Genomic DNA, 21,863 nt, shown 5'->3' on the forward strand with positions numbered 1-21,863 from the left:
ATATTTTGATGTCAATGTATGAATAAAATGTATCTATATTGTTTTAATTTAAGATCCTATGTAAGTTATCTTCCTTAAAAAACGCGATCCACCAATATAAAAGGAAACATTTATGTTTGATTTAACAGGAAAAATTGCTTTTATCTCAGGGGGAACCAAAGGTATTGGCAAAGGCATTGCAAAAGTGTTGAAGCAAGCCGGTGCAATAACCATTATTGCCGGCACTTCTCAAACGAGAGGAGAATCCATCGCCAAAGAACTGGAAGTGGATTTTATTCCCCTTGATGTTACCGATCAGCCTGCATGTAAAAGCGCGATTGATAAGATTATCGAAAAATATGGCAGACTCGATATTCTTTGTTCTAATGCAGGTATCTTTCCACAACATTATCTTAAGGACATGACCGCTGAAGATTGGGATTTAGTGCATTCCGTTAATCTCAAAGGAACCTTTTTCTTAGTGCAGGCGGCATTGAATGTGATGGAAAAGCAACATTCCGGGCGAATTGTTATCACGTCTTCGATAACCGGAGAAATAACGGGCATTTCAGGCTACAGTCATTATGGTGCCAGTAAAGCGGGGCAATTAGGGTTCATGCGCAGTGCTGCATTGGAATATGCGGGTCAAGGTATTACCATTAATGCCGTTATGCCAGGCATGATCATGACCGAAGGTTTACAATCATTTGGTGATGATTTCCTTGATCATGTGAAAGAGACCACCCCAATGCGGGTTTTTGGTGTACCCGAAGATATCGGTTATGCGGCTTGTTTTCTGGCGTCCGATGAAGCGAAGTATATTACTGGGCAAACAATCGTTGTTGATGGGGGACAGGTTTTGCCGGAAGTACAGGAAGCCTGAGTGTTTTGCCAAAGATTGTCGTAAGGCAGAAGAACAGGGTAAGATGTTTACCCAATAAACACGGGAAGAGAATAATGTTCTCTTCCTGATTTTTATTGTCTGAATCAGGTAAAGGATATTATGTCATTGAATTATGAACGTAACCCGCTCTCACTGCCGAACGGGCATAATAAGGTGTTGTTGCACTCATGCTGCGCCCCCTGTTCTGGGGAAGTCATGGAAGCAATGTTGGCTTCAGGAATTGATTTTACAATATTTTTCTATAATCCGAATATTCATCCCTTAAAAGAATATGAATTGCGCAAAGATGAAAATATTCGTTTTGCAGAGCAGATGGGCATTCCCTTTATTGATGCTGATTATGACCGTGATAACTGGTTTGAACGTGCGAAAGGAATGGAAAATGAACCTGAGCGCGGCATTCGTTGCACCATGTGTTTTGATATGCGTTTCGAGCGAACCGCGCTGTATGCCCATGAACATGGCTTCCCTGTAATGACTAGCTCGCTGGGTATTTCACGCTGGAAAAATATGCAGCAAATTAATGAATGTGGTGTTCGTGCCGCTTCTCATTATCCTGATTTAGTGTATTGGGAATATAATTGGCGAAAAGGGGGCGGTTCTTCCCGGATGATAGAAATCAGCAAACGTGAAGCATTCTATCAACAGGAATATTGTGGTTGTATCTATTCTCTTAGGGATACTAACCGGCATCGCCTGGCGACTGGCCGGGAAAGAATAAAATTGGGTACGGTCTTCTATAGTGCGGAATCGGCAGCTTCGGAATAAGGTAAAAAAGCCTGCACGGACAAGTGCAGGCCAAAAGATACGGCAAATATAAAAATCTGGTGGTGACTCAGAGCGAACTTAAAATAAGTCCTGAAAAGTAATGAGTCACCATGACTATCTGTGAGATGGGATGCTGCCGTCCAACGCAAATGATCACTCATCTTTGCCATATCTGGCTCGATTAGGTGTACAACCAAAACGCCGTCGATAACTTTGAGTAAAATAGGACTGACTGGAAAAACCAGATTCCAATGAAATATCGGCAATACTCATCTCGCTGTTCAGCAGTAATTGATGCGCATACAGAATACGCTGTTCGCTGATCCACGCCTTGGGGGAAGTTCCATAGACACTGTTAAAAAGCTCTTTAAAGGAAGTCAGCCCCATACCGAACTCACGCGCAAAATCATTCAATCTCCATTCTTTGAGATAATGGGTCTCCATAAATGTTTGCAGTCGTTCTACCTGACGATTGCTTAACTTGCGCAGTACAGACATTAACATTGCTCCCTGTTTACTCAAGGAAAGCAACAACAGTAGCTCTTCAACTCTTAATTGAATCAAGGCGGGGGGATAATCATGAGCCAGTAGATTGGCGAGTCCGCGGATGCTTTCCGTCAGTAGGGGAAATTGATTAAAAGGGATCAACCTATAAGCAGGAAAATCTTGTCGCTCTATTTTGCTGAGTAATGACCCAAAACGTTTTAAAAAGCTGCGCAGAAACTCCATATGTAATGGTAACCATATTACCTGACAATTTTCTGTCTTGGTTTTGGCGGCATAGCTTCCTGGATGAGTAAAGAGGATCTCATTTGATGTGATGTGATAAGTATTGATGCAATCTTTCCATATCATTTCACCATCGAGTAAAATATACAGCCCTCTCTGTTTATGTTCTAAGATATTGAAATCCGGCATGGTTAATTGGATAGTGCAAATATTCTTTTTATTTAAGCCCGTCGTCCTTTTCATTTTATACTCCTAATTTTCCTTATCATGAGTAATCATTTTTTTTGATGAGTGCATGGTGTATTTATTTTATTAATTAATGGATGGTGATGAATAAATCCCCGCTATAACACTAAGATTATCCTGATAGATAAAATCGAGTTCAGACTTTGGCTGGATTGAGAGATCTTGAAAACTCATGCGCACCATCAATTAAATCACTTTGGGTATTATATATCTAAACAAATATTTGTGTTAGGTTTTAGTGGTTTTTTTGATATAAAACTTCTCCATCATTCTTTTTTTTCGATTAAAAATAACTTTTTTGCAATTTGTTTTACTTTTATGTAATGGCTTTGATGATGTTATGAAAATTGTTCACGGTTATAGATATTAATGAATTTAGTCCATTGAATGACTTATCTTAACACCCCTTAATCCTGTGAATGTCATTGATATATTGGGTTTTATTTGTATGCAATTGATTTGAATTATATTTTATTGAGTTTGATATAGATGTGGGGATGGTGATTAGCACGATAAATAAATATTGGATCCTAATGGTTAAGCGGTGTCTTTACGACATGATCTCATTCATGTTGAGAAAATGAATTTCAGTTATTGCTGATATAGAAAGTTAACAAAATGGAATGATTGAGATTTTAATGTTCAGGTGAATTTGGAACTGGATATTATGTCTGTTGCATTTGGTGGGTTAACACTAAAACCTCATTGAGAAATTAGCCATGTTTTATTGTCAGGGATAAAAACCGTATTCATGTCAGATTGTTATTTCTTGTTGCCTATATCACGGTACAATTTTGCCACTCCGGTTAGGATATCCCATGCCGATGTCTATGGTGTTAATGTTGGAGCCATTACTTCAGCCGTGCCTTGATGACCGGAAATGATCGTTATCAAAAAGATTTTCCTGAAAAAGATGGCTCGATAAAGATAAACTTTACTTTTTTCAGTTAGCTGAATGTAAAACAATGACTGGTAACAGAGGCATAAACCAGCGAGCGGACATGGAATTTTTTCATAGGCTCAATATGATATGAAGATATCAATATTTTGTTTTCTTATTGTTATTGATTCGTGTATTAATGTGGTCATATCAATAACGTTTATCGTGCCAGATTTTTCTATTTTAGGCACACAGGTTAAATCAATTTCAATTCAGAGGGGTATACCCATATGGCAATGTTATCCGTGTAATAACGCTATAAATACCTCTGTTATAGCTTGGTAGATTGTTTTTTATACGTTGTAAAATGTAATGATGTGTTTTCACAGCCCTTTTTCTATTACCTGCTAAGGCATATTCATAGATATATTTGCTGATGAAATATAAGAAAAAACTAAAAAAATGAGAAAGATATGGAAAAGTATCGTTTTTCAGATAACGCTTTTTTATACAGTCTATGGCTCCTTTGGGGGACAACATTAGGACTATATCTGTATGGCGCTTATTTTAGTTGTGCCATAACAGCAACTTTATCTTTTTTAGCCTTAGTGTTTTGCTTTATAAATATGAAATCGAGATTAAATGCTATGTTTGGAAAAAAAACTGAGGCACCTATTGCCGATTCTACGACACCCGTTAGAGGCATACGGCCTGAAGAGAAAAAATTACCTGAAGCTGAAGTTCGTCCCAACACCATTATTGCAAAAAACTCTGTATTCAAGGGGGATATCGAAATGGAAGGGGATATTCAGATTTGGGGTAAAGTCATTGGTAATATTCGCGTAAAAGGCGGAGCTATCCGTATTATGCATGCCGGCAAAATTGAGGGTGAGCTTAATGCCCCTGAAATCATTATTGATGGTCATGTTGAAGGTACGTGCTGTGCGGAAACGTTGGATATTCTTGAGCATGGAGAATTACGGGGTGTCAGCCGTTGCGGAAGCATGTCAATTCGACGTGGCGGGCTGTTTGTGGGTCAATCTGAACAGGTTGAAAATAAGAAAAAACCGGAAGTTGAACGGGTTGTTTCGATTAAGGATAATCAGAACGATAGATTAAAAGCCAAAAACAGTGCTTGATAATCGTTCTTAAAATAAGACTTTATGTCAAACCGCCGGAAAATTATACTATTTTCCGGCGGTTTTATTTTTATTGCCGATTAATTTTCCCCTCAATCTCAAGGAAATACCATGATTGTTGAATTGGATACAGAAAGATTGCGGCTCCGTGCTTGGAAGGACGAAGATAAAGAACCTTTTTTTCGCTTAAACAGCCATCCTGAAGTGATGGAATTTTTCCCTAACACTCTGACTCAAGAGCAGAGTGATACTTTGGTCGATCATTGTATGCGCAAGTTTGAAACGCAAGGGGGCTGGGGATTATGGGCAGTTGAATTAAAACAAGGTGGTGAATTTATTGGTTTTGTGGGACTGAATATCCCTGATATTGAATTTCCATTCTCCCCTTTCGTTGAAATAGGCTGGCGTCTGGCTAAGCCATTTTGGGGTAAAGGCTATGCTTGCGAAGCGGCTCGTAGAATTTTTGATTTTGCTTTTAGGGATATCAGGCTAGAAGAAGTCGTGGCGTTCACTTCCGTCTCCAACTATCGCTCGGAGAGCGTGATGAAAAAATTGGGCATGATTAGAGATGAAAAAACGTTTTTCCACCCTGCGTTGGCAGAAAATCACCCATTGAGGGAGCATGTTCTGTACCGGCTCCGACGTTCGCATTATGGGTAAAAATATACGGGTGAAAACCGATAAACGCCACCAAGGTTACGCTAATGGATAACCTTGGTGGAAACCGTTATTATGCCGGGCTGTTATTGTCTGGATATCACCAGAGCAACGCGGCCGATGAATTGGATGTCGCTGATTGCACAATCAAAAGTGACATCATTATCACTGACCCGAATTTTACTGAGCGGGATTTTGGTGATTTTCTTGATACTGTGCATCCCTTCAATATCCACCAGCCATAAGCCATCCTGAATATTATCTTCCTGAGTATCCAGTAGATACCATGCGGAACCATCATCAACAACCCGTGGGTTTTTGAGTTCCTTGGAAACTAATTCACTATCCAAAATGACAGGGGAAACTTCATTCAGCTTACCCCCTGACAGTTTTACACGAGGGATTGATGGGGCAATGATATCCTCCAATCGCTCCGTTTTTTTCCCACCTTCTCCATCTGGAAATATTTCTCCCTGACCCGTGCTCAACCATAGCAGTGAAGCTCCAGTTTCGAGATTACACTGGATGATCCAATCCGCTGGAAAACTATCACGAAGGTAGCGATTTGCCATCGTGCTTTTGGAAACGCCCAAATGGTCACTCAGGGCCTGACGTGATTTAAATCCATACGCGCGGACAAGACGTTCAATAGCAGGTCTTCCCCCACTATCAGCCCCCATTTTGATCTCAATATTGGTATTTTTCATTGACAGTACAGATAAGGGATATTAGTATCCCACTAAAGTTCTCGAATTGAGATCTTTAGTGAGCCCAGATTGGTTAAGTTGAAAACCATTAGCGATATTGCATCATGAACGCGCAGATTTCAATCTTTATGCGAGATATCGAAATATTTTAGAAAGGGTCGTGGGAATAGCTAGCAGTGATTCTGTAGGAAAATGTTGAGGGAAAATATGGCGAATACTGAGAAAGAAAAATTTGCCCAGATGAACCTTGGCCAGCGGCTGGAAGGATTGAATCACCTGTCGAGGATTAGGGCGACATACTGGAGTAATGATGAAAAGGAATTAAAGCGTTTTTTGGCTGATATGCGCGACAAAAGGGATAGCCACTACGAAGAGAACAGGCGGGCGTTATCCGCCATCTTCTATTTAGCGAATATCCCGCGTTCCCGCCACGATAGTGAACTCAACCAGTTTACCCAAGAGGAAAAAAAGGCTCTGATTAAGGCGATGAACCATATTAAGGTCGTTGTCAGTCAGTTTCCAAAGTGCCTGACATTATCTTCCGATACGATCTGATTAACCCCGTTTTCTAAACGCGTTTTTTGCACATATCGTTACATATATCGCTAAACAAATGGCATAAGCACGCCAGGCACACGTATATCCTTAATAGGGTGAAATGGATGAATAGTGACTTTATTACCAGTAAACATAATGGTGATGATTTTATTGCCAATCGTAAACACGCTGCGATGTTCCAGCCGAACATGCCGCAGGGGATTTCGATGGCAGAACGTTTATTATGGGAAGTTAACGCAGAAGATCATCAATGGCGCCAACAATATATCGGACAGGTGCCGGATTTTCTGGCAAAATATTTCAGCCGCCGTTATGTTGCTATTTTTAACCGTTCAGGCCGTCGTGATGCGAATTCCTTCCTGAGAAAAACGATTGGGCAAAATGTCTTGCCACGATTACAGTTGGTAAAAAAAAGATATCCATTTAAGCATAGGGTTTCTGGTATCGCGCCTTTTCCTTTTATTGAACAATTGGAAAATGTGGCGACTTATGACCGTAAGCAACTCTTGAAACTTGCTCATGAAATTGCTGTTTTTATTTCCGGTAATTATGAGCATTATTCTTCAGCGTACTCCCATCAACCCGCATCAAGCTCCGTTGCATGTCATGATGAGCCATTTTCCCGTGCCGCTAAGTTATACCAATTGTTGGCAAAGCTGACTTTACAATGCAGTACGACCCCGCCTTATTGGCATCGTTTTAATCATGGGCGGAAGTCGCCATCTATGGATCAACTGTGCTCCGGGATGCTACGCATGATGTCAGCCCGTTGGTGGTATTTTCGTTTAAAACGTCTGCGTGATATTCAATCTGAGCATATGGCGATTGCGGTCGGACAGGTACAGCAAGCGGCTTCACCTTATATTTCGCGTCAGGCATTGCGGGAATGGCTGGAACAAAAACGACGCAATCGTGAATTTTTCAAACACTTCGATTTGGAAAATGAAGACGGGGAACGGATTGCTCTGGCAGATCGGGTTATTCATAGTCATGCTAACCCTGCGATCCGGCGCTGTGAATTGATGGTCAGAATGCGCGGTTTCGAAAATGTTGCGAATAAAATGAACTGTGTCGGCGAGTTTTATACCATCACGGCGCCTGCGAAGTATCACGCTGTCCAACATCAAGGCGGATTCGTCAAATATTGGGACGGTGCGACCCCACGTGATACCCAACGTTATTTGTGCGGTATTTGGGCGAAAGCCCGCGCCGCGATCGCCCGTGCCGGGATCAATATTTTTGGTTTCCGGGTCGTGGAACCTCATCATGATGGCACCCCTCATTGGCATATGGTGTTGTTTATGTTGCCTGAACACCTGCGCCAGGTTAGGGAGACGCTAAAACATTATGCCTGTCAGGAAGAGCAGGCTGAATTAAAGTGTGATGAAGCTAAAAAAGCGCGTTTTGATTATCGGACTATCGATCCCGACAAAGGCAGTGCCACGGGCTATATCGCAAAGTACATCTCGAAAAATATCGATGGATATGCGTTGGAAGAGGAAACAGATCATGAAACCGGCGAACCCCTGCGCGATATGGCGAAATCTGTAACCGCGTGGGCGAGTCGTTGGCGTATTCGACAATTCCAACAAATTGGGGGCGCTCCCGTTTCGGTTTGGCGTGAATTGCGTCGTCTCAGAGAAATACGTTTATCTGATAACAAGGTCAACGCTGTTTTACAGGCGGCCGATGAGGGGAATTGGGAGGCTTATACTCAAGCACAGGGTGGGCCGTGGGTTGCCCGGCGCGATTTGGTTATCCGCCTCTCTTACAAATACATCCCCTTTGGCAGCCCTTATGGCGAAGACATCCACACCATACAAGGTGTGACATCACCACTTCTATCCCGTGTGGAATTTATCTGCACGCGTATTCACCAATGGCGCAGGGTGCCGAAAACGGATCTGGCCTCTACACCAGAACGAATTGTTTATAAAGGAAGCAAAAAGTTCTCATCTTGGAGTTCTGTCAATAACTGTACGGATGGACAGGCGAGGCGTTATAGGGATGATAGAATTCATATAGTGGAAAAACCCATCAAACTGGCAAATATTTCTGCTAAGACAATGAACAATAGCTATTAACTATCAAATTTAATCACCAGAAAAGGTAAAAACTACTTTAAATTTAGTCTTATTACGTGTACTGTATATACATACAGTTTCTTATGTGGAGGCGGATAGATCAGTGGAATCTCTTATGGAATCATTGTTAGCGCAACGTATCAATTTCATTGCCAGAATGGCAACAAGTTGCGAATGCAACCATGCGGAAGACAAAGAGTTGGCACTGGTTTGGATAGCGGAGCTATCTGCACCTTATGAAAAAAGGTTTAACAGTTACCAAAGTAAACTGGATGGTAATAGGCTAGATCATGAGGTGACCGGTAACAAAATGTTAAGGAATTCAGGTTCAATAGAAGAATAGATTTAGCAGGAGAAACGGATGCGTGTAGAAATACTTTTCGATAAACGGGCTAATGTTTCTGAAGCAGTCATGTTTGCACTTGAAAATGAACTAAAAAAAAGAATATTACCGCACTATTCTGATACGCAATTTAGAATTGCAGTCAGTAGTAGTACCTCCGTAAAAGTGACAGGGACTAAAAAGAGCAGTGAACACGATCATATGATGGAACTTATTCAAGACGTTTGGGGGGATGATAGTTGGCTACCGGATTAAATCTGCCAGCCGTGGCTCTCCTCCAAGGATGGTAGCCACGACAATAAGATAAAATAGCACGAGGGCAGGAAATCATTTCTTACCCTCGTGTGCTTATTGAAACTTGCTCCATTAAAACACGATCCATTAGAACACAACAGATTACTGTTCATTTGTAGTATATCCCTGACAATTTCATCTCATTGAGACATTTCTCCGGTTATTCGATCATAACTCTCCGATTTACTGACTATTTTCTGCAAAAGAAAAGGAGAGTGTATGCAAGTTATCGCACAACAAAATGAAACGGTTGATGCCATTTGTTGGCGTCATTATGGCCGCACGTTGGGAATGACTGAACGTGTGTTGCAGGCAAACCCTGGATTGGCTGATTTTGGCGCGGTATTGCCTCATGGAACGAAAGTGGAAATGCCGGAATTTATGCCTACCACCCGCAAACCGATTATCCAGCTTTGGGATTAAGGGGGTTCTGGGGGGATTAGAATGATAAAGAAAATGCCCTTAATGGTGAGTCTGGTCATTGGCAGCAGCCTTGGTTGGTGGGGACATCGTTCCCTGTTCCTGAGCGAAATGGCAGGTTTGAAGCAGCAACACGCGGAACAACTTGTTGCCATCGGCCAAAAAGCGCACTCAGAAACGCTGGCTGCGATCCAACAAATGAAAGATGCACAAAACCGGGCTGCGCAATTGGATGAATTTTATTCAGGGAAATTAGCTCATGTCATTGAAGAAAATACGGCTTTGCGTGCTGACATTACCGCTGGTCATCGGAGGGTGCAAATCTCCGCCGCCAACCTTGCTACCTGTCAGCTCACCCAAAACCGAGATCCCGGCACCCGCAGCATGGGCAATGGAACCCAAATCGAACTCACTGCGAAAGCTGGACGCGCTATTTACGATATCCGGGCTGGGATCATCCGCGATCAAGCCAAATTAGACTATCTGCAACACTATGTGCGTGACGTGGTCCGGCAGTGTAAACCGGAATGATCGCCACTGACTTGACGTTCCATTCAAACTTGACGTTCCACTCAAAAGATAACGAAAAGCCTTTTTCCACTCTGGAAGAAGGCTTTTTATTTTATTGATTTAAAACCATTTTATCTCTGGATTTGTATGCTGTTTCCTACAAACCCAGTTTAATGTCCGGCCTGCTTTTTCGTGGCATTCTTACGCCATGAACACACAACTCACTGAACTGATGCGCTTATTGCGCAACCTGATCCGAACAGGCGTCATTACCCAAGTGGACACCACAAAAGGAATGTGCCGGGTCGCGACAGGCAATCTTGAAACCAACTGGCTGCACTGGTTGACATCCAGAGCGGGAAACGCCCGCACATGGTGGGCGCCCAGTGTCGGTGAGCAGGTTTTATTACTGTCCATAGGCGGAGAACTGACCACCGCCTTTGTATTGCCTGCGATTTTTTCAGATGAGTTTCCGGCTCCATCAACATCACCCGAAGCGACGCACATTAAGTTTCCGGATGGTGCCGTGATGGAGTATGAACCGCAATCCGGCGCATTGACTGTGACTGGCATCAAAACCGCGACAGTGACTGCATCGGATTCCGTCCATATTACCGCACCGGAAATCACCTGTGTCGCCAGCACCCGAATTACGCTGGATACACCGGAAGTCATCTGTACGCAGCTAATGAGCACAGGCAACTTGATTGTGCGCAACGGCGGCAAAATGACGGGCAATATTGAACACACCGGAGGCACATTCAGTTCCAACGGTGTGGTCGTGGATTCCCATAAACACACCGGCATCAGGTCAGGCGGTGACACATCAGGAGGCCCCGTATGATGTATCTGGGAATGAATCGGCAGACCGGCCGAGCGTTGACAGATTTGGCCCATGTCCGGCAATCCGTCAGCGATATTTTATTAACCCCCGTAGGCAGCCGTATCGCGCGCCGTACTTACGGCTCTTTACTGCCTGAGTTGATCGACTGGCCACAGAACCCGGCGCTCCGGCTTCAGGTGATGGCGGCCAGCTATACGGCAATCAGCCGCTGGGAGCCGCGCGTGACGCTGACATCTATCGCGATGGAAACCCGACAAGACGGCAAAATGGTGGTGGATATCACGGGGACTTATCATCAATCCGCCAAGGAATTTTCACTTTCTATTCCGGTGAATCATTCCCGGTAAGGTAATAAGTCATGCCAACCATCGATTTAAGCCAATTGCCACCACCGGATGTGGTTGAGCCATTGGATTACGAACAACTGCTGGAAGAGCGTAAAAAAGGATTGATCTCGCTCTATCCAGAAGATCAGCAAGAAGCCATTGCCCGAACTTTGCAACTGGAGTCCGAACCTTTGGTCAAGTTGCTGGAAGAGAACGTGTATCGCGAATTGCTTTTGCGTCAACGAGTTAACGAAGCGGCTCGTGCGGTGATGGTGGCCTATTCAACAGGCAACGATTTGGATCAACTGGGTGCGAACAACAACGTACCTCGCATGATCTTGCGCCCGGCGGACAACTCGACCGTACCACCGACACCCGCCGTGATGGAATCTGACAACGATTACCGCGTGCGCATTCCGCAGGCTTTTGAAGGCTTGAGTGTTGCTGGCCCGGTCGGTGCTTATGAATATCATGCCCGCAGTTCGGATGGCCGGGTTGCGGATGCTTCGGCAATCAGTCCATCACCCGCTAATGTCACCGTGACCATTATGTCGCGTGAAGACAAGGGCGTCGCTTCCAAAGAGCTACTGGAGAAAGTCGAAACAGCATTGAACGACGAAAACGTGCGCCCGGTGGCGGATCGTCTGAAAGTCCAGTCGGCCAACATTGTGGAATATGAAATCGATGCGGTGTTGTACATCTTCCCGACACCAGAATCAGAGCCAATCCGCAAGGCGGCAGAGCAGAAGCTGAAACATTATGTCGAAGCACAGCATCGTCTGGGGCGTGACATTCGTTTGTCCGCGATTTATGCCGCACTGCATGTGGAAGGTGTCCAGCGCGTAGAACTGAAAGCCCCGTTGAAAGATGTGGTGCTGGATAAAACCCAGGCATCGTATTGCACCAAAACCACCCTGACGATGGGAGGTTCGGATGAGTGATCGCCTTCTGCCCAATGGCTCGACCCCGCTGGAACTTGCTGCGGCCAAAGCCTGCGCGGAATTGCAGCAAGTCAAAGTGCCGCTACGTGAACTGTGGAACCCGGACACATGTCCGGCATCCCTGCTGCCTTATCTGGCCTGGGCATGGTCAGTGGATCGCTGGGACGAAAACTGGTCTGAGAGCACCAAGAGGGAGGTGATCAAAAGCTCGTTGTTCCTGCACAAACACAAAGGAACGATCGGAGCAATCCGGCGGGTTGTCGAGCCATTGGGCTATCTCATCCGCGTGAAAGAGTGGTGGCAGACCAACGATGCGCCGGGCACTTTCCGACTGGATATCGGTGTACTGGATAGCGGCATCACCCATGAAATGTTCGAAGAACTGGAAAACCTGATTTTTGATGCCAAGCCGATAAGCCGACATTTGATTGGATTGGATATCAATCTGGATACACGCGGTGAATATCACTACTCGGCGGCGACATACAGCGGTGACGAACTGACAGTTTACCCTTATTTCCCGGAACAAGTAACGGTATCCGGCTCAGCGGTTGTGGGCGCGGGCATACATATTATTGATGACATGAGGATTAGACCATGAGTACCAAATACTTTGCGCTGCTGACGCAGTTAGGCGCAGATAAATTGGCAAATGCTGCGGCATTGGGGACTAAAATTGAAATTACCCATATGGCCGTCGGTGATGGTGGTGGCAGCTTGCCGACACCGGATACCAAACAAAGCACACTGATTAATGAAAAACGTCGCGCGGCAATTAATACGCTGAGCATTGATCCCAAAAACACCAACCAGATCATCGCCGAGCAGGTTATCCCTGAAAACGAAGGCGGCTGGTGGATCCGTGAAATCGGCCTGTTTGACAAAGACGGCATTCTGATTGCCGTGGGTAACTGCGCGGAAACTTACAAACCCCAATTGCAGGAAGGTTCCGGTCGTACCCAGACCATCCGCATGATCCTGATTGTCAGCAGCGCTAACGCGGTGACTTTAAAAGTTGACCCATCCATTGTTCTGGCAACGCGTGAATATGTGGACAACTCCATTACGAAACACGCGAACAGCCGTAACCATCCTGACGCAACACTGAAAGAGAAGGGATTTGTCATCCTGAGCAGCGCGGTGGACAGCAATAGCGAAACCCATGCGGCAACGCCGAAAGCGGTGAAAGCAGCGTATGATTTTGCTAATGCGGCGAATAATAATGCTAATACGCGTTTGGAAAAAAATAAGAATGGTGCGGATATTCCGAATAAAGGTGAGTTTGCAAAAAACCTCGGTTTAGCGGGAACGGTGGAGTTAGCGAAAAATGCGTTGCCACGCAGCGGAGGCGAAGTCACCGGTGATATCACGATTGCGACTGACTCTGAGATAGCCTGGCGCAGAAATACGGACATGGCCGCGATCGGTTTTAAAAACACCGGAGATGGTGATACCGACTCCTATATGTGGTTTAAAACCGCAGATAATGGTAACGAATATTTCAAATGGCAGCATAGCCTCTCTACTGGAGGAACCACGGAATGGATGAGCCTGAAATCAGATAATCTCCGGATTAAAGGGCATCCGGTTTATCATGAAGGGTATAAACCTTCTGCAGCAGATGTCGGGGCATATTCTAAAGAAGAAACAGATGTACAGATAAACAAGATTGATAGCCAATTTAACCAATTTAAAACAAATTTACAGGAATATATTCCTCTTCCCTTAAATCTTTTTAGTAACTCAATGATGCGGTCAGTTGAACCGGAAGGACATCCAACTAACTATACAGCACTAGGATGTACTATACAGGCTGTGCATCCTTGGACTAAAGGATTTGAAGGTTGTTACGAAAAGGTACCCCCTTCTAATGTCGCTCCAGATCTAGATTCTGCGAATGAAAACAATCCGTATTGGTATGGAGAGTATTATTTAGGTGCTCGTATGGGACGTGGTGGTTTGGGCGGTGGATGGGGAGGGATAGACTCAGGTAAAATTTTGAAAATAACATCTACTGCGTTTTCAGGAGAAAATCATAAGCTTTTTAGAATTCCTGTAGAAACTTACGGTGTCTTTGAAAGATTGGGACTTCGTTTTTGGATAAAAATAGTCAAAGGTAAATTAGGTATGGGGGTAGACAGTGGATATTATGCAAAGGAACTTCGAGCATTAGATTATGTTATTGAAAAAGCAGAAGCAGACTCTGCTCAAGATGGTTGGTTATTTGTAGACAAACTAATTGATATATCTCGAGTCACTACCGTGCAATGGAATGTTCTAAACTTTGGTTTACCTTATGATGAAGATTGTGAAATTTATTTAGCACTTCCTTATTTATATGTACCAATGGCTAATAAGTCTATGACCGTAGCTGCTGGTGAAACAAGTGCATCACCAGTGTTTATCCCAGGAGTTCGATCATGAAAGTAATAAATAAAATTGATAATAAAATTATTGGCATATTTAATTCCAATACTGCTGAGGAAGAAGTTAAATTACTAGGCTATAACGTAGACGACTGTGAATTTATCAAATCTCAATCAGAATCAGATCGAGATAATCTTTTATATTTAAAATCGACAGACTGGCTTGTAACCAGGCATCGTGATCAATTGAGTTTAGATATTGAATCTTCAATTACTAACGAAGAATATCAGTCTCTTTTAATAAAGCGTCAGGAAGCCAGAATTTCCATTGTCGACCAAGATGCCTTAAATAAATACTATTTGGTTTTTGGTGAAAAATAACAAATACTAATTTTATTCAATGTGCTAGATAATACCAGAAAAGGAATAGTATTATTTCTATTCCTTTTCTAAGCCTATTTTATATCTTGATTCCTATTTTGTGTAATCGCCATTTCCGATTAAATGTGATCGTTAAAATGATCACCAAGATCACTCATACTCCTACCGTAACCATAGCAGATTTATGCCAACTATTCAGAGAAACGGAATAGTATGACTCAGGTGTTTTATCAAACACTATGGCTAAATAAAGAGATGCTGTAGGGCCACTCCATCCTTCATTTATTTCTGATAATTCACCTGTTTCATTGATGTAGTTCTTATGCATAATACGTGCGCTCTTAGGTAATAAATCACTATTACTACCTGAAATTTTATCAATATGAAAATCAGTAGATTTTGGCCCTATGCGTCTAATTATGGATTTCATCCAACCACTCGGAGAGGAGACGGTTAACTCTACAGGCAAATGATCATAATAATAATGGTACTCAGTATTATATGGAAGCAACGCAAACGGCAATGGAAAATAAATTATTTCAGGCAGTGAAACAGAGTTAGGTACAGTTGATGAACTGTCCTGAAAATTATAATAAGGATATTGATAAACATATGACTCGTTTTCTGTGGGTTTCAATGAGCCAGATATCATATCAGTATGGTTAGATATTTGTTTAACAGACGTCAATGTCCGTTCTCTAAGAACTAATCCATTAAAATAACGTACATCAGACAATTTCTTCCCCACTGAAACAGAAATTGTTTTCCATCCTCTCCCTACAAGACATCCCAAATGCACATACTTACCATGCTGAGTTCCCTTGCCGGGTTTGACTAAATATCCTGTAGTTTCATGAACATTATGACCTGCTAATGATTTTAGAGTAATGCGATTTATTGCTAAACTCCCTCGATTATCATCTGGATACTGATGAGATGCAGTATAAGAAAGAGATATGTTTAATCCATCAAATATACCAATTCCATATACATCCATAAACTCAGTATCCATAAAAAATGTATATGAAATTCTCGTATCCTCATCCTGCATTGGCCCAGTGGACATATTATTGAGATATGAACCATGAGATGTATGCAAATTTACAGAACGGGCAATATATCCGACTCCTTCTGCACCACGCCCATTTTGCAAATGAACTTCTCCACTTACTAATTTTGGCGGTTGAACCCAACCGCCAGCCATAATAAATGCACCTACAGCATTCCCGTATTTGTTATATCCTTGAGTATTAAAATGTACATTATCTGAATAGACACCATCATAGATTGAATATTGAACAACAGTGTCACTCTCAAAAACAGGGCAGCCATACATATTAGCCAATGTTCTGATAGCCTGCGTAAAATATTGAGAATGATTATTAACTGAATTAAATATAATTGGCGTTGTTGTATGCAATATAACTCCACATCCCCAATCAACATAACGCTGAATGAGTTTTTCCATGTAATGTATATACTCGTCAAATGTTGCCCCATGCCCACCGCCAGAATCATTAATTCCTAGCATAATATGAGCGACATGGGCATTGGGGCTATGAATCCACCTCTCATAACTAGTTCTGGCGGTATCTCCCGAATAACCGCGATTAATTACGCGATGATTTACACCAGTATATAGATTCAATATATACATCAGCGCCATTGGGTATGTGACAGGTGCATGTGTTGCCCAATCTCCATTATCAGGCGGGACTTTATCCTTAGAGTTTATGTCAAATCCAGCGGTCATGCTGTCACCAACACAAACGACAGTAACATCTTCATTGTGTTTAAATTTGCTGTAGGCTGATGCTAAATTAATAGCATTACGGCGACTATAATCTGCTGTGGCAGTGGCTGATTTCATCGCAGTTAACTCAGATTGCACAGTGATACCGTCATGGGTTCCAATAAGGGAGGCTCCATGCTCAGAAGACAATGTTCCCATTTCTATCAAACCGAGGTTTTTCAAAATCTCCAACTCTCTACGATCCAAGCAAAGATCCCATTCCCTATACCCCGAAAACCAAAACACAATAACCAAATAAGTCACTTTAGCCTGTCAAAAAATAACCAAAAATTAAAATTACACCGAACAATAGTGAAAAGAGTAAATTTCGAACCAATTAAAATTCAATAAGCAATCAAAGAAAGCCTGTTATTTAATCAAGCGATGGTTTGTCCCAATCAAACCACTAATTTCCCCGACTACAACTAAAAATTAATTAAATACTAATTTAACTATTTGATTATTAACAAAAATACCAAACCCCATTTGTACCCCACACCACACACCGCCAATCGAATGCACTCTTTCGCCTAATCCGCCAATATATGCCCACACCTTAACAGGAGAGAACGCTAATCATGGCACAAGACTATCATCACGGCGTCCGTGTACAGGAAATCAAAGAAGGTACACGCACCATCACTACCGTTAGCACCGCTATCGTAGGTATGGTTTGTACTGCACCTGACGCAGACGAAAAAACATTTCCATTAGACACACCGGTATTACTGACTGACGTTATGAGCGCCATTGGTAAAGCTGGGGAAAAAGGGACTTTGTCCGCATCATTGAAAGCAATTGCTGCTCAGGCTCAGCCTGTGACTGTGGTTGTACGTGTTGCTGAGGGCGAGTCTGAAGAGGTAACCATTTCTAACATCATCGGTGGCGTCACTGATGCAGGTAAGAAAACTGGTATACAGGCACTGTTGGCGGCACAAAGCCAGCTCGGTGTTAAACCTCGCATTCTGGGTGTTCCGGGTCTGGATTCAAAAGCTGTGGCTGCTGAACTGGCCGCTATTGCCAAGCAACTGAAAGCAATGGCGTATGTCAGCGCTTATGGCTGCAAGACCTACATTGAAGCGATCAAATATCGTGAAAACTTCGGTCAGCGTGAGGTAATGCTGATTTGGCCTGATTTCCTGAGATGGGATAAAGGTGAAGTTATCGCACCTGCAACGGCTTATGCACTGGGCTTGCGCGCTAAAATCGACGAAGAGACCGGCTGGCACAAAACATTGTCCAACGTAGGTGTTAACGGTGTAACGGGTCTGTCTGCCGATGTCTTCTGGGATCTGCAAGCGACTGGAACTGAGGCTGATCTGCTGAACCAGAATCACATCACAACACTGATCCGCAAAAACGGTTTTCGTTTCTGGGGTTCACGCACTTGTGCTGGCTCTGATTCTGAGGATTCACTGTTCCCATTCGAAAGCTACACCCGTACCGCTCAGGTTCTGGCGGACACCATGGCTGACGCACACATGTGGGCTATCGACAAACCGCTGACTCCATCACTGGTGCGCGACATTATCGAAGGTATCAATGCCAAGTTCCGCGAAATGAAAGCCGGTGGCTACATCATTGATGGCCGCTGCTGGTATGACGACAAAATCAACGATAAGGATACCCTGAAAACCGGCAAACTGACCATCGATTACGACTATACACCTGTACCGCCACTGGAAAACATGATGTTGCGCCAGCGCATTACAGATAGTTACCTGATGGATTTCGCAAAAAGTATCAATAACTAAGGGGCTAACTGATGGCATTACCTCGCAAACTGAAATACCTGAACTTGTTCAATGATGGCAACAATTATCAGGGGATCGTGGAAGAACTGACTCTTCCTAAGCTGAGTCGCAAGCTGGAAGCCTATCGTGGCGCTGGCATGAACGGCAGCGCAATGGTGGATCTGGGTCTGGATGAAGGCGCATTGGATGCTGAATTCACTCTGGGTGGAGTTGAAGCTCAATTGTATAAACAGTGGGGCATCGCGAAAGCCGACGGTGTCATGCTGCGCTTTGCTGGCTCTTTTGAGAGTGAAGATAACGGTGAAGTGGTCGCAGTTGAAGTTGTGATGCGTGGCCGCTTCCAAGAGTTTGATCACGGCACTTATAAACAGGGGGATAACACCCAGACCAAAATCACCGCCAAAAACACTTATTTCAAACTGACATGGAATGGTGAAGAACTGATTGAAATCGACACCATCAACATGGTTGAAAAAGTAGGTGGAGAAGATCGTCTGGCACAGCATCGCCGTGCTATCGGTCTTTTTTAATCGCTTCTTTAAAGCAATTAGCTTTTTTAAAACTTATTTCCTGTCTCTTCATATCTGTTGAGACAGGTTATCTAATCGGATAAACAAGGTTGAACCATGACAGAAACACTGAACACCCAAAATGACGATCTGCGCACCATCGAACTGGAAGCTCCACTGGCGCGAGGCAATGGCGAAATCACGGAAGTGATGATACGCAAACCGACCAGTGGTGCACTGCGCGGTGCTCGTTTACAGGCACTGCTGGAAATGGATGTGGATTCTATGCTGCTTGTCCTGCCGCGTGTTACCACCCCTGCATTGACCAAAAATGACCTGATGATGATGTCACCCGGTGATCTGATTAATCTCAGTGTGGAGGTGGTCAATTTTTTGTTGCCGAAGTCGGTCAAGTCCGATTCCCAGAACGATTAACTGTTGATGAACTGGTGGCGGATATCGCCACCGTTTTTCACTGGTCACCGGCAGTGACAGATGAAATGCCATTGCCGGAATTATTGGACTGGCGACATCGGGCCATTTTAAGAAGTGGTGCAGAAAATGAGTAATATACCGTCACAGCTAAACAAGGTACTGAGTACTGTTGGGAAGCTGACCAGTTCCTTTAAATCTTTTCAAGGGCATCATAAAAAGCTGGCAGGTTCCGTCGATAAAATTCACAACCAGTTCAAAAAGCTGAATAAGGCCGTTGAGAATTTAAAGCCTATTGTGGGTTACGCGCAGGAAACTGCGCGTATACGCACCGAACTTAAATCCTATCATCAAACAATTAAACAATCTTTATCTGCGCGGCAGAATTCTACAGGAATGATGCAAATTAGTGCCGCCAGTCAATCAGCCAATATTATTCAAACAACTCAGATTATCAAACAGGAAAAGTCATCCAGTAAAAAAAACGAAGTTAATCTTGGTGTTACTGGGAATATGACTAACAATTTTAAATTGTTAGATAAACTGGTTATTAATATTAATCCAAAGATAACCATTTTATTTAGCGTCATGACGAAAATTAATGCAGTTTTGAAATTAACGACGAATTCAGTCCAAGTCGTATTTCAAACTCTGGTTGGTCATATACAAGTTTTTGGTAATATTGGTATCAAAATATTTGAATCTTTAAGAGTCAGTTTAAATATATTTACCTTATTGGGAATTCAGGCTTTCGTAGAATTAAGAGCGGGTTTGAACTTTTTTGCGCAGATTGGATTTCGGGCTTTTGTAGAATTAAGAGCGGGTCTGAACTTTTTTGCGCAGTTAGGACTTCAGGCTTTTGTAGAGTTAAGAGCGGGTCTGAACTTTTTTGCGCAGATTGGACTTCGGGTTTTTGTAGAATTAAGAGCGGGTCTGAACTTTTTTGCGCAGTTAGGACTTCGGGCTTTTGTAGAATTAAGAGCGGGTCTGAATTTTTTTGCGCAGATTGGACTTCGGGCTTTTGTAGAGTTAAGAGCGGGTCTGAACTTTTTTGCGCAGTTAGGAATTAAAGTTTTTGAAACGTTAAAAGCCAGCTTGAGTTTCTTTGCCCAGTTGGGAATTCAGGCGTTGGATAAATTAAAATCTACACTGGATGCCTTTGTGCAGTTGGGCGTTCAGGCGCTGAATAAATTAACATCTCCTTTGGATGCATTTGCCCAATTAGGCATTCAGGCGCTGGATAAATTAAAGTCCAGTCTGGATGCATTTGCCCAGTTGGGTATTCAGGCTTTGAATGAATTGAAAGCTGGCATTAATTTTTTTGCCCAATTAGGTATTCAGGCGCTGGATAAATTAAAATCCAGTCTGGATGCATTTGCCCAATTGGGTATTCAGGCTTTGAATGAATTAAAAGCTGGCATCAATTTTTTTGCTCAGTTAGGCATTCAGGCGTTGGATAAATTGAAATCCACACTGGATGCCTTTGTGCAGTTGGGTGTTCAGGCGCTGAATAAATTAACCTCGCCTCTGGATGTGTTTGCTCAGTTGGGTATTCAGGCTTTGAATGAATTAAAAGCCGGTATCAATTTTTTTGCCCAATTAGGCATTCAGGCGCTGGATAAATTAAAATCCAGTCTGGATGCATTTGCTCAGTTGGGTATTCAGGCTTTGAATGAATTAAAAGCCGGTATCAATTTTTTTGCCCAATTAGGCATTCAGGCGCTGGATAAATTAAAATCCAGTCTGGATGCATTTGCTCAGTTGGGTATTCAGGCTTTGAATGAATTAAAAGCCGGTATCAATTTTTTTGCCCAATTAGGCATTCAGGCGCTGGATAAATTAAAATCCAGTCTGGATGCATTTGCTCAGTTGGGTATTCAGGCTTTGAATGAATTAAAAGCCGGTATCAATTTTTTTGCCCAATTAGGCATTCAGGCGCTGGATAAATTAAAATCCAGTCTGGATGCATTTGCTCAGTTGGGTATTCAGGCTTTGAATGAATTGAAAGCTGGCATCAATTTTTTTGCTCAGTTAGGCATTCAGGCACTGGATAAATTGAAATCCACACTGGATGCCTTTGTGCAGTTGGGTGTTCAGGCGCTGAATAAATTAACCTCGCCTCTGGATATATTTGCTCAGTTAGGCACTCAGGCGCTGGATAAATTGAAATCCACACTGGATGCCTTTGTGCAGTTGGGTGTTCAGGCGCTGAATAAATTAACCTCGCCTCTGGATATATTTGCTCAGCTAGGCACTCAGGCGTTGGATAAATTGAAATCCACACTGGATGCCTTTGTGCA

At 43.1% G+C, this 21,863-nt stretch carries 23 protein-coding genes and 1 pseudogene; 21 read left to right on the forward strand and 3 right to left on the reverse strand.

What is annotated here, in order from left to right:
• The first annotated feature begins 112 nt into the window (after positions 1-112).
• Positions 113-862: an SDR family NAD(P)-dependent oxidoreductase gene (locus tag Xbed_RS15545; protein ID WP_086113809.1), complete on the forward strand. Its 750-nt coding sequence runs from the start codon at positions 113-115 to the stop codon at positions 860-862.
• 120 nt (positions 863-982) lie between these two features.
• The gene (locus Xbed_RS15550) at positions 983-1,651 is read left to right on the forward strand and encodes an epoxyqueuosine reductase QueH (RefSeq protein WP_086113810.1); all 669 of its coding nucleotides are present in this window, start codon (positions 983-985) and stop codon (positions 1,649-1,651) included.
• A 153-nt stretch (positions 1,652-1,804) separates the two neighbouring features.
• Here the strand turns inward: Xbed_RS15550 and Xbed_RS15555 are convergent, their stop codons facing one another.
• Positions 1,805-2,623, reverse strand: a complete 819-nt coding sequence (locus Xbed_RS15555; protein ID WP_086113811.1) for a helix-turn-helix transcriptional regulator — start codon at positions 2,621-2,623, stop codon at positions 1,805-1,807.
• Between the two features lie 1,356 nt (positions 2,624-3,979).
• On the opposite strand from Xbed_RS15555, the gene Xbed_RS15560 reads away from it, so the two are divergent.
• Both Xbed_RS15560 and Xbed_RS15565 read left to right on the forward strand, forming a co-directional pair.
• On the forward strand, positions 3,980-4,645 hold the full coding sequence (locus Xbed_RS15560) for a bactofilin family protein (RefSeq protein WP_244182518.1): 666 nt from the start codon (positions 3,980-3,982) through the stop codon (positions 4,643-4,645).
• Between the two features lie 111 nt (positions 4,646-4,756).
• On the forward strand, positions 4,757-5,305 hold the full coding sequence (locus Xbed_RS15565; protein ID WP_086113813.1) for a GNAT family N-acetyltransferase: 549 nt from the start codon (positions 4,757-4,759) through the stop codon (positions 5,303-5,305).
• 83 nt (positions 5,306-5,388) lie between these two features.
• Here Xbed_RS15565 and Xbed_RS15570 read toward each other — a convergent pair whose 3' ends face one another.
• On the reverse strand, positions 5,389-6,009 hold the full coding sequence (locus Xbed_RS15570; protein ID WP_086113814.1) for a phage repressor protein CI: 621 nt from the start codon (positions 6,007-6,009) through the stop codon (positions 5,389-5,391).
• 207 nt (positions 6,010-6,216) lie between these two features.
• Between Xbed_RS15570 and Xbed_RS15575 the strand changes: the two genes are divergently transcribed.
• From Xbed_RS15575 to Xbed_RS15630, 12 genes are all read left to right on the forward strand, one after another.
• The gene (locus Xbed_RS15575) at positions 6,217-6,564 is read left to right on the forward strand and encodes a DUF5347 domain-containing protein (RefSeq protein ID WP_086113815.1); all 348 of its coding nucleotides are present in this window, start codon (positions 6,217-6,219) and stop codon (positions 6,562-6,564) included.
• Between the two features lie 107 nt (positions 6,565-6,671).
• Positions 6,672-8,651, forward strand: coding sequence for a replication endonuclease (locus tag Xbed_RS15580; RefSeq protein WP_086113816.1), 1,980 nt, complete (start codon positions 6,672-6,674; stop codon positions 8,649-8,651).
• A gap of 115 nt (positions 8,652-8,766) precedes the next feature.
• Positions 8,767-8,994, forward strand: coding sequence for a hypothetical protein (locus Xbed_RS15585; RefSeq protein ID WP_086113817.1), 228 nt, complete (start codon positions 8,767-8,769; stop codon positions 8,992-8,994).
• An 18-nt stretch (positions 8,995-9,012) separates the two neighbouring features.
• Positions 9,013-9,249, forward strand: coding sequence for a DinI-like family protein (locus tag Xbed_RS15590; RefSeq protein WP_086113818.1), 237 nt, complete (start codon positions 9,013-9,015; stop codon positions 9,247-9,249).
• A gap of 258 nt (positions 9,250-9,507) precedes the next feature.
• Positions 9,508-9,711, forward strand: coding sequence for a tail protein X (locus Xbed_RS15595; RefSeq protein WP_086113819.1), 204 nt, complete (start codon positions 9,508-9,510; stop codon positions 9,709-9,711).
• Between the two features lie 21 nt (positions 9,712-9,732).
• Entirely contained in the window at positions 9,733-10,239 is a 507-nt protein-coding gene (locus Xbed_RS15600) for a lysis system i-spanin subunit Rz (RefSeq protein WP_086113820.1), read from the forward strand.
• 187 nt (positions 10,240-10,426) lie between these two features.
• Positions 10,427-11,062, forward strand: coding sequence for a phage baseplate assembly protein V (locus tag Xbed_RS15605; RefSeq protein ID WP_086113821.1), 636 nt, complete (start codon positions 10,427-10,429; stop codon positions 11,060-11,062).
• Positions 11,059-11,409 carry a GPW/gp25 family protein gene (locus Xbed_RS15610; RefSeq protein ID WP_086113822.1) on the forward strand — a complete coding sequence of 117 codons (351 nt, stop codon included), beginning with the start codon at positions 11,059-11,061 and terminating at the stop codon, positions 11,407-11,409. The genes Xbed_RS15605 and Xbed_RS15610 overlap by 4 nt, the downstream gene beginning before the upstream one ends.
• 11 nt (positions 11,410-11,420) lie before the next feature.
• A complete protein-coding gene (locus tag Xbed_RS15615) occupies positions 11,421-12,329 on the forward strand; it encodes a baseplate assembly protein (protein ID WP_086113823.1) in 909 nt (302 codons plus the stop codon).
• Positions 12,322-12,930: a phage tail protein I gene (locus Xbed_RS15620; protein WP_086113824.1), complete on the forward strand. Its 609-nt coding sequence runs from the start codon at positions 12,322-12,324 to the stop codon at positions 12,928-12,930. Before Xbed_RS15615 ends, Xbed_RS15620 begins: the two co-directional genes overlap by 8 nt.
• Positions 12,927-14,753, forward strand: a complete 1,827-nt coding sequence (locus tag Xbed_RS20000; protein WP_086113825.1) for a phage tail protein — start codon at positions 12,927-12,929, stop codon at positions 14,751-14,753. The genes Xbed_RS15620 and Xbed_RS20000 overlap by 4 nt, the downstream gene beginning before the upstream one ends.
• On the forward strand, positions 14,750-15,076 hold the full coding sequence (locus Xbed_RS15630) for a hypothetical protein (RefSeq protein WP_086113826.1): 327 nt from the start codon (positions 14,750-14,752) through the stop codon (positions 15,074-15,076). Before Xbed_RS20000 ends, Xbed_RS15630 begins: the two co-directional genes overlap by 4 nt.
• A 154-nt stretch (positions 15,077-15,230) precedes the next feature.
• Here Xbed_RS15630 and Xbed_RS15635 read toward each other — a convergent pair whose 3' ends face one another.
• Positions 15,231-17,075 carry an SGNH/GDSL hydrolase family protein gene (locus Xbed_RS15635; RefSeq protein WP_139837504.1) on the reverse strand — a complete coding sequence of 615 codons (1,845 nt, stop codon included), beginning with the start codon at positions 17,073-17,075 and terminating at the stop codon, positions 15,231-15,233.
• Positions 17,076-17,446: 371 nt separating this feature from the next.
• Between Xbed_RS15635 and Xbed_RS15640 the strand changes: the two genes are divergently transcribed.
• The 5 genes and pseudogenes from Xbed_RS15640 to Xbed_RS15660 all read left to right on the forward strand — a co-directional run.
• The gene (locus Xbed_RS15640; protein WP_086113828.1) at positions 17,447-18,622 is read left to right on the forward strand and encodes a phage tail sheath protein; all 1,176 of its coding nucleotides are present in this window, start codon (positions 17,447-17,449) and stop codon (positions 18,620-18,622) included.
• Between the two features lie 11 nt (positions 18,623-18,633).
• Positions 18,634-19,152, forward strand: a complete 519-nt coding sequence (locus tag Xbed_RS15645; protein ID WP_086113829.1) for a phage major tail tube protein — start codon at positions 18,634-18,636, stop codon at positions 19,150-19,152.
• Between the two features lie 96 nt (positions 19,153-19,248).
• A complete protein-coding gene (locus Xbed_RS15650; RefSeq protein WP_086113830.1) occupies positions 19,249-19,566 on the forward strand; it encodes a phage tail assembly protein in 318 nt (105 codons plus the stop codon).
• 14 nt (positions 19,567-19,580) lie between these two features.
• On the forward strand, positions 19,581-19,700 hold the full coding sequence (locus tag Xbed_RS15655; protein ID WP_038239265.1) for a GpE family phage tail protein: 120 nt from the start codon (positions 19,581-19,583) through the stop codon (positions 19,698-19,700).
• Positions 19,693-21,863 (forward strand): annotated as a pseudogene (locus tag Xbed_RS15660) (phage tail protein); the annotation flags it as partial. The gene Xbed_RS15655 and the pseudogene Xbed_RS15660, both read left to right, overlap by 8 nt.

Source organism: Xenorhabdus beddingii, assembly GCF_002127545.1.
GTDB classification, from domain to species: Bacteria; Pseudomonadota; Gammaproteobacteria; order Enterobacterales; family Enterobacteriaceae; genus Xenorhabdus; species Xenorhabdus beddingii.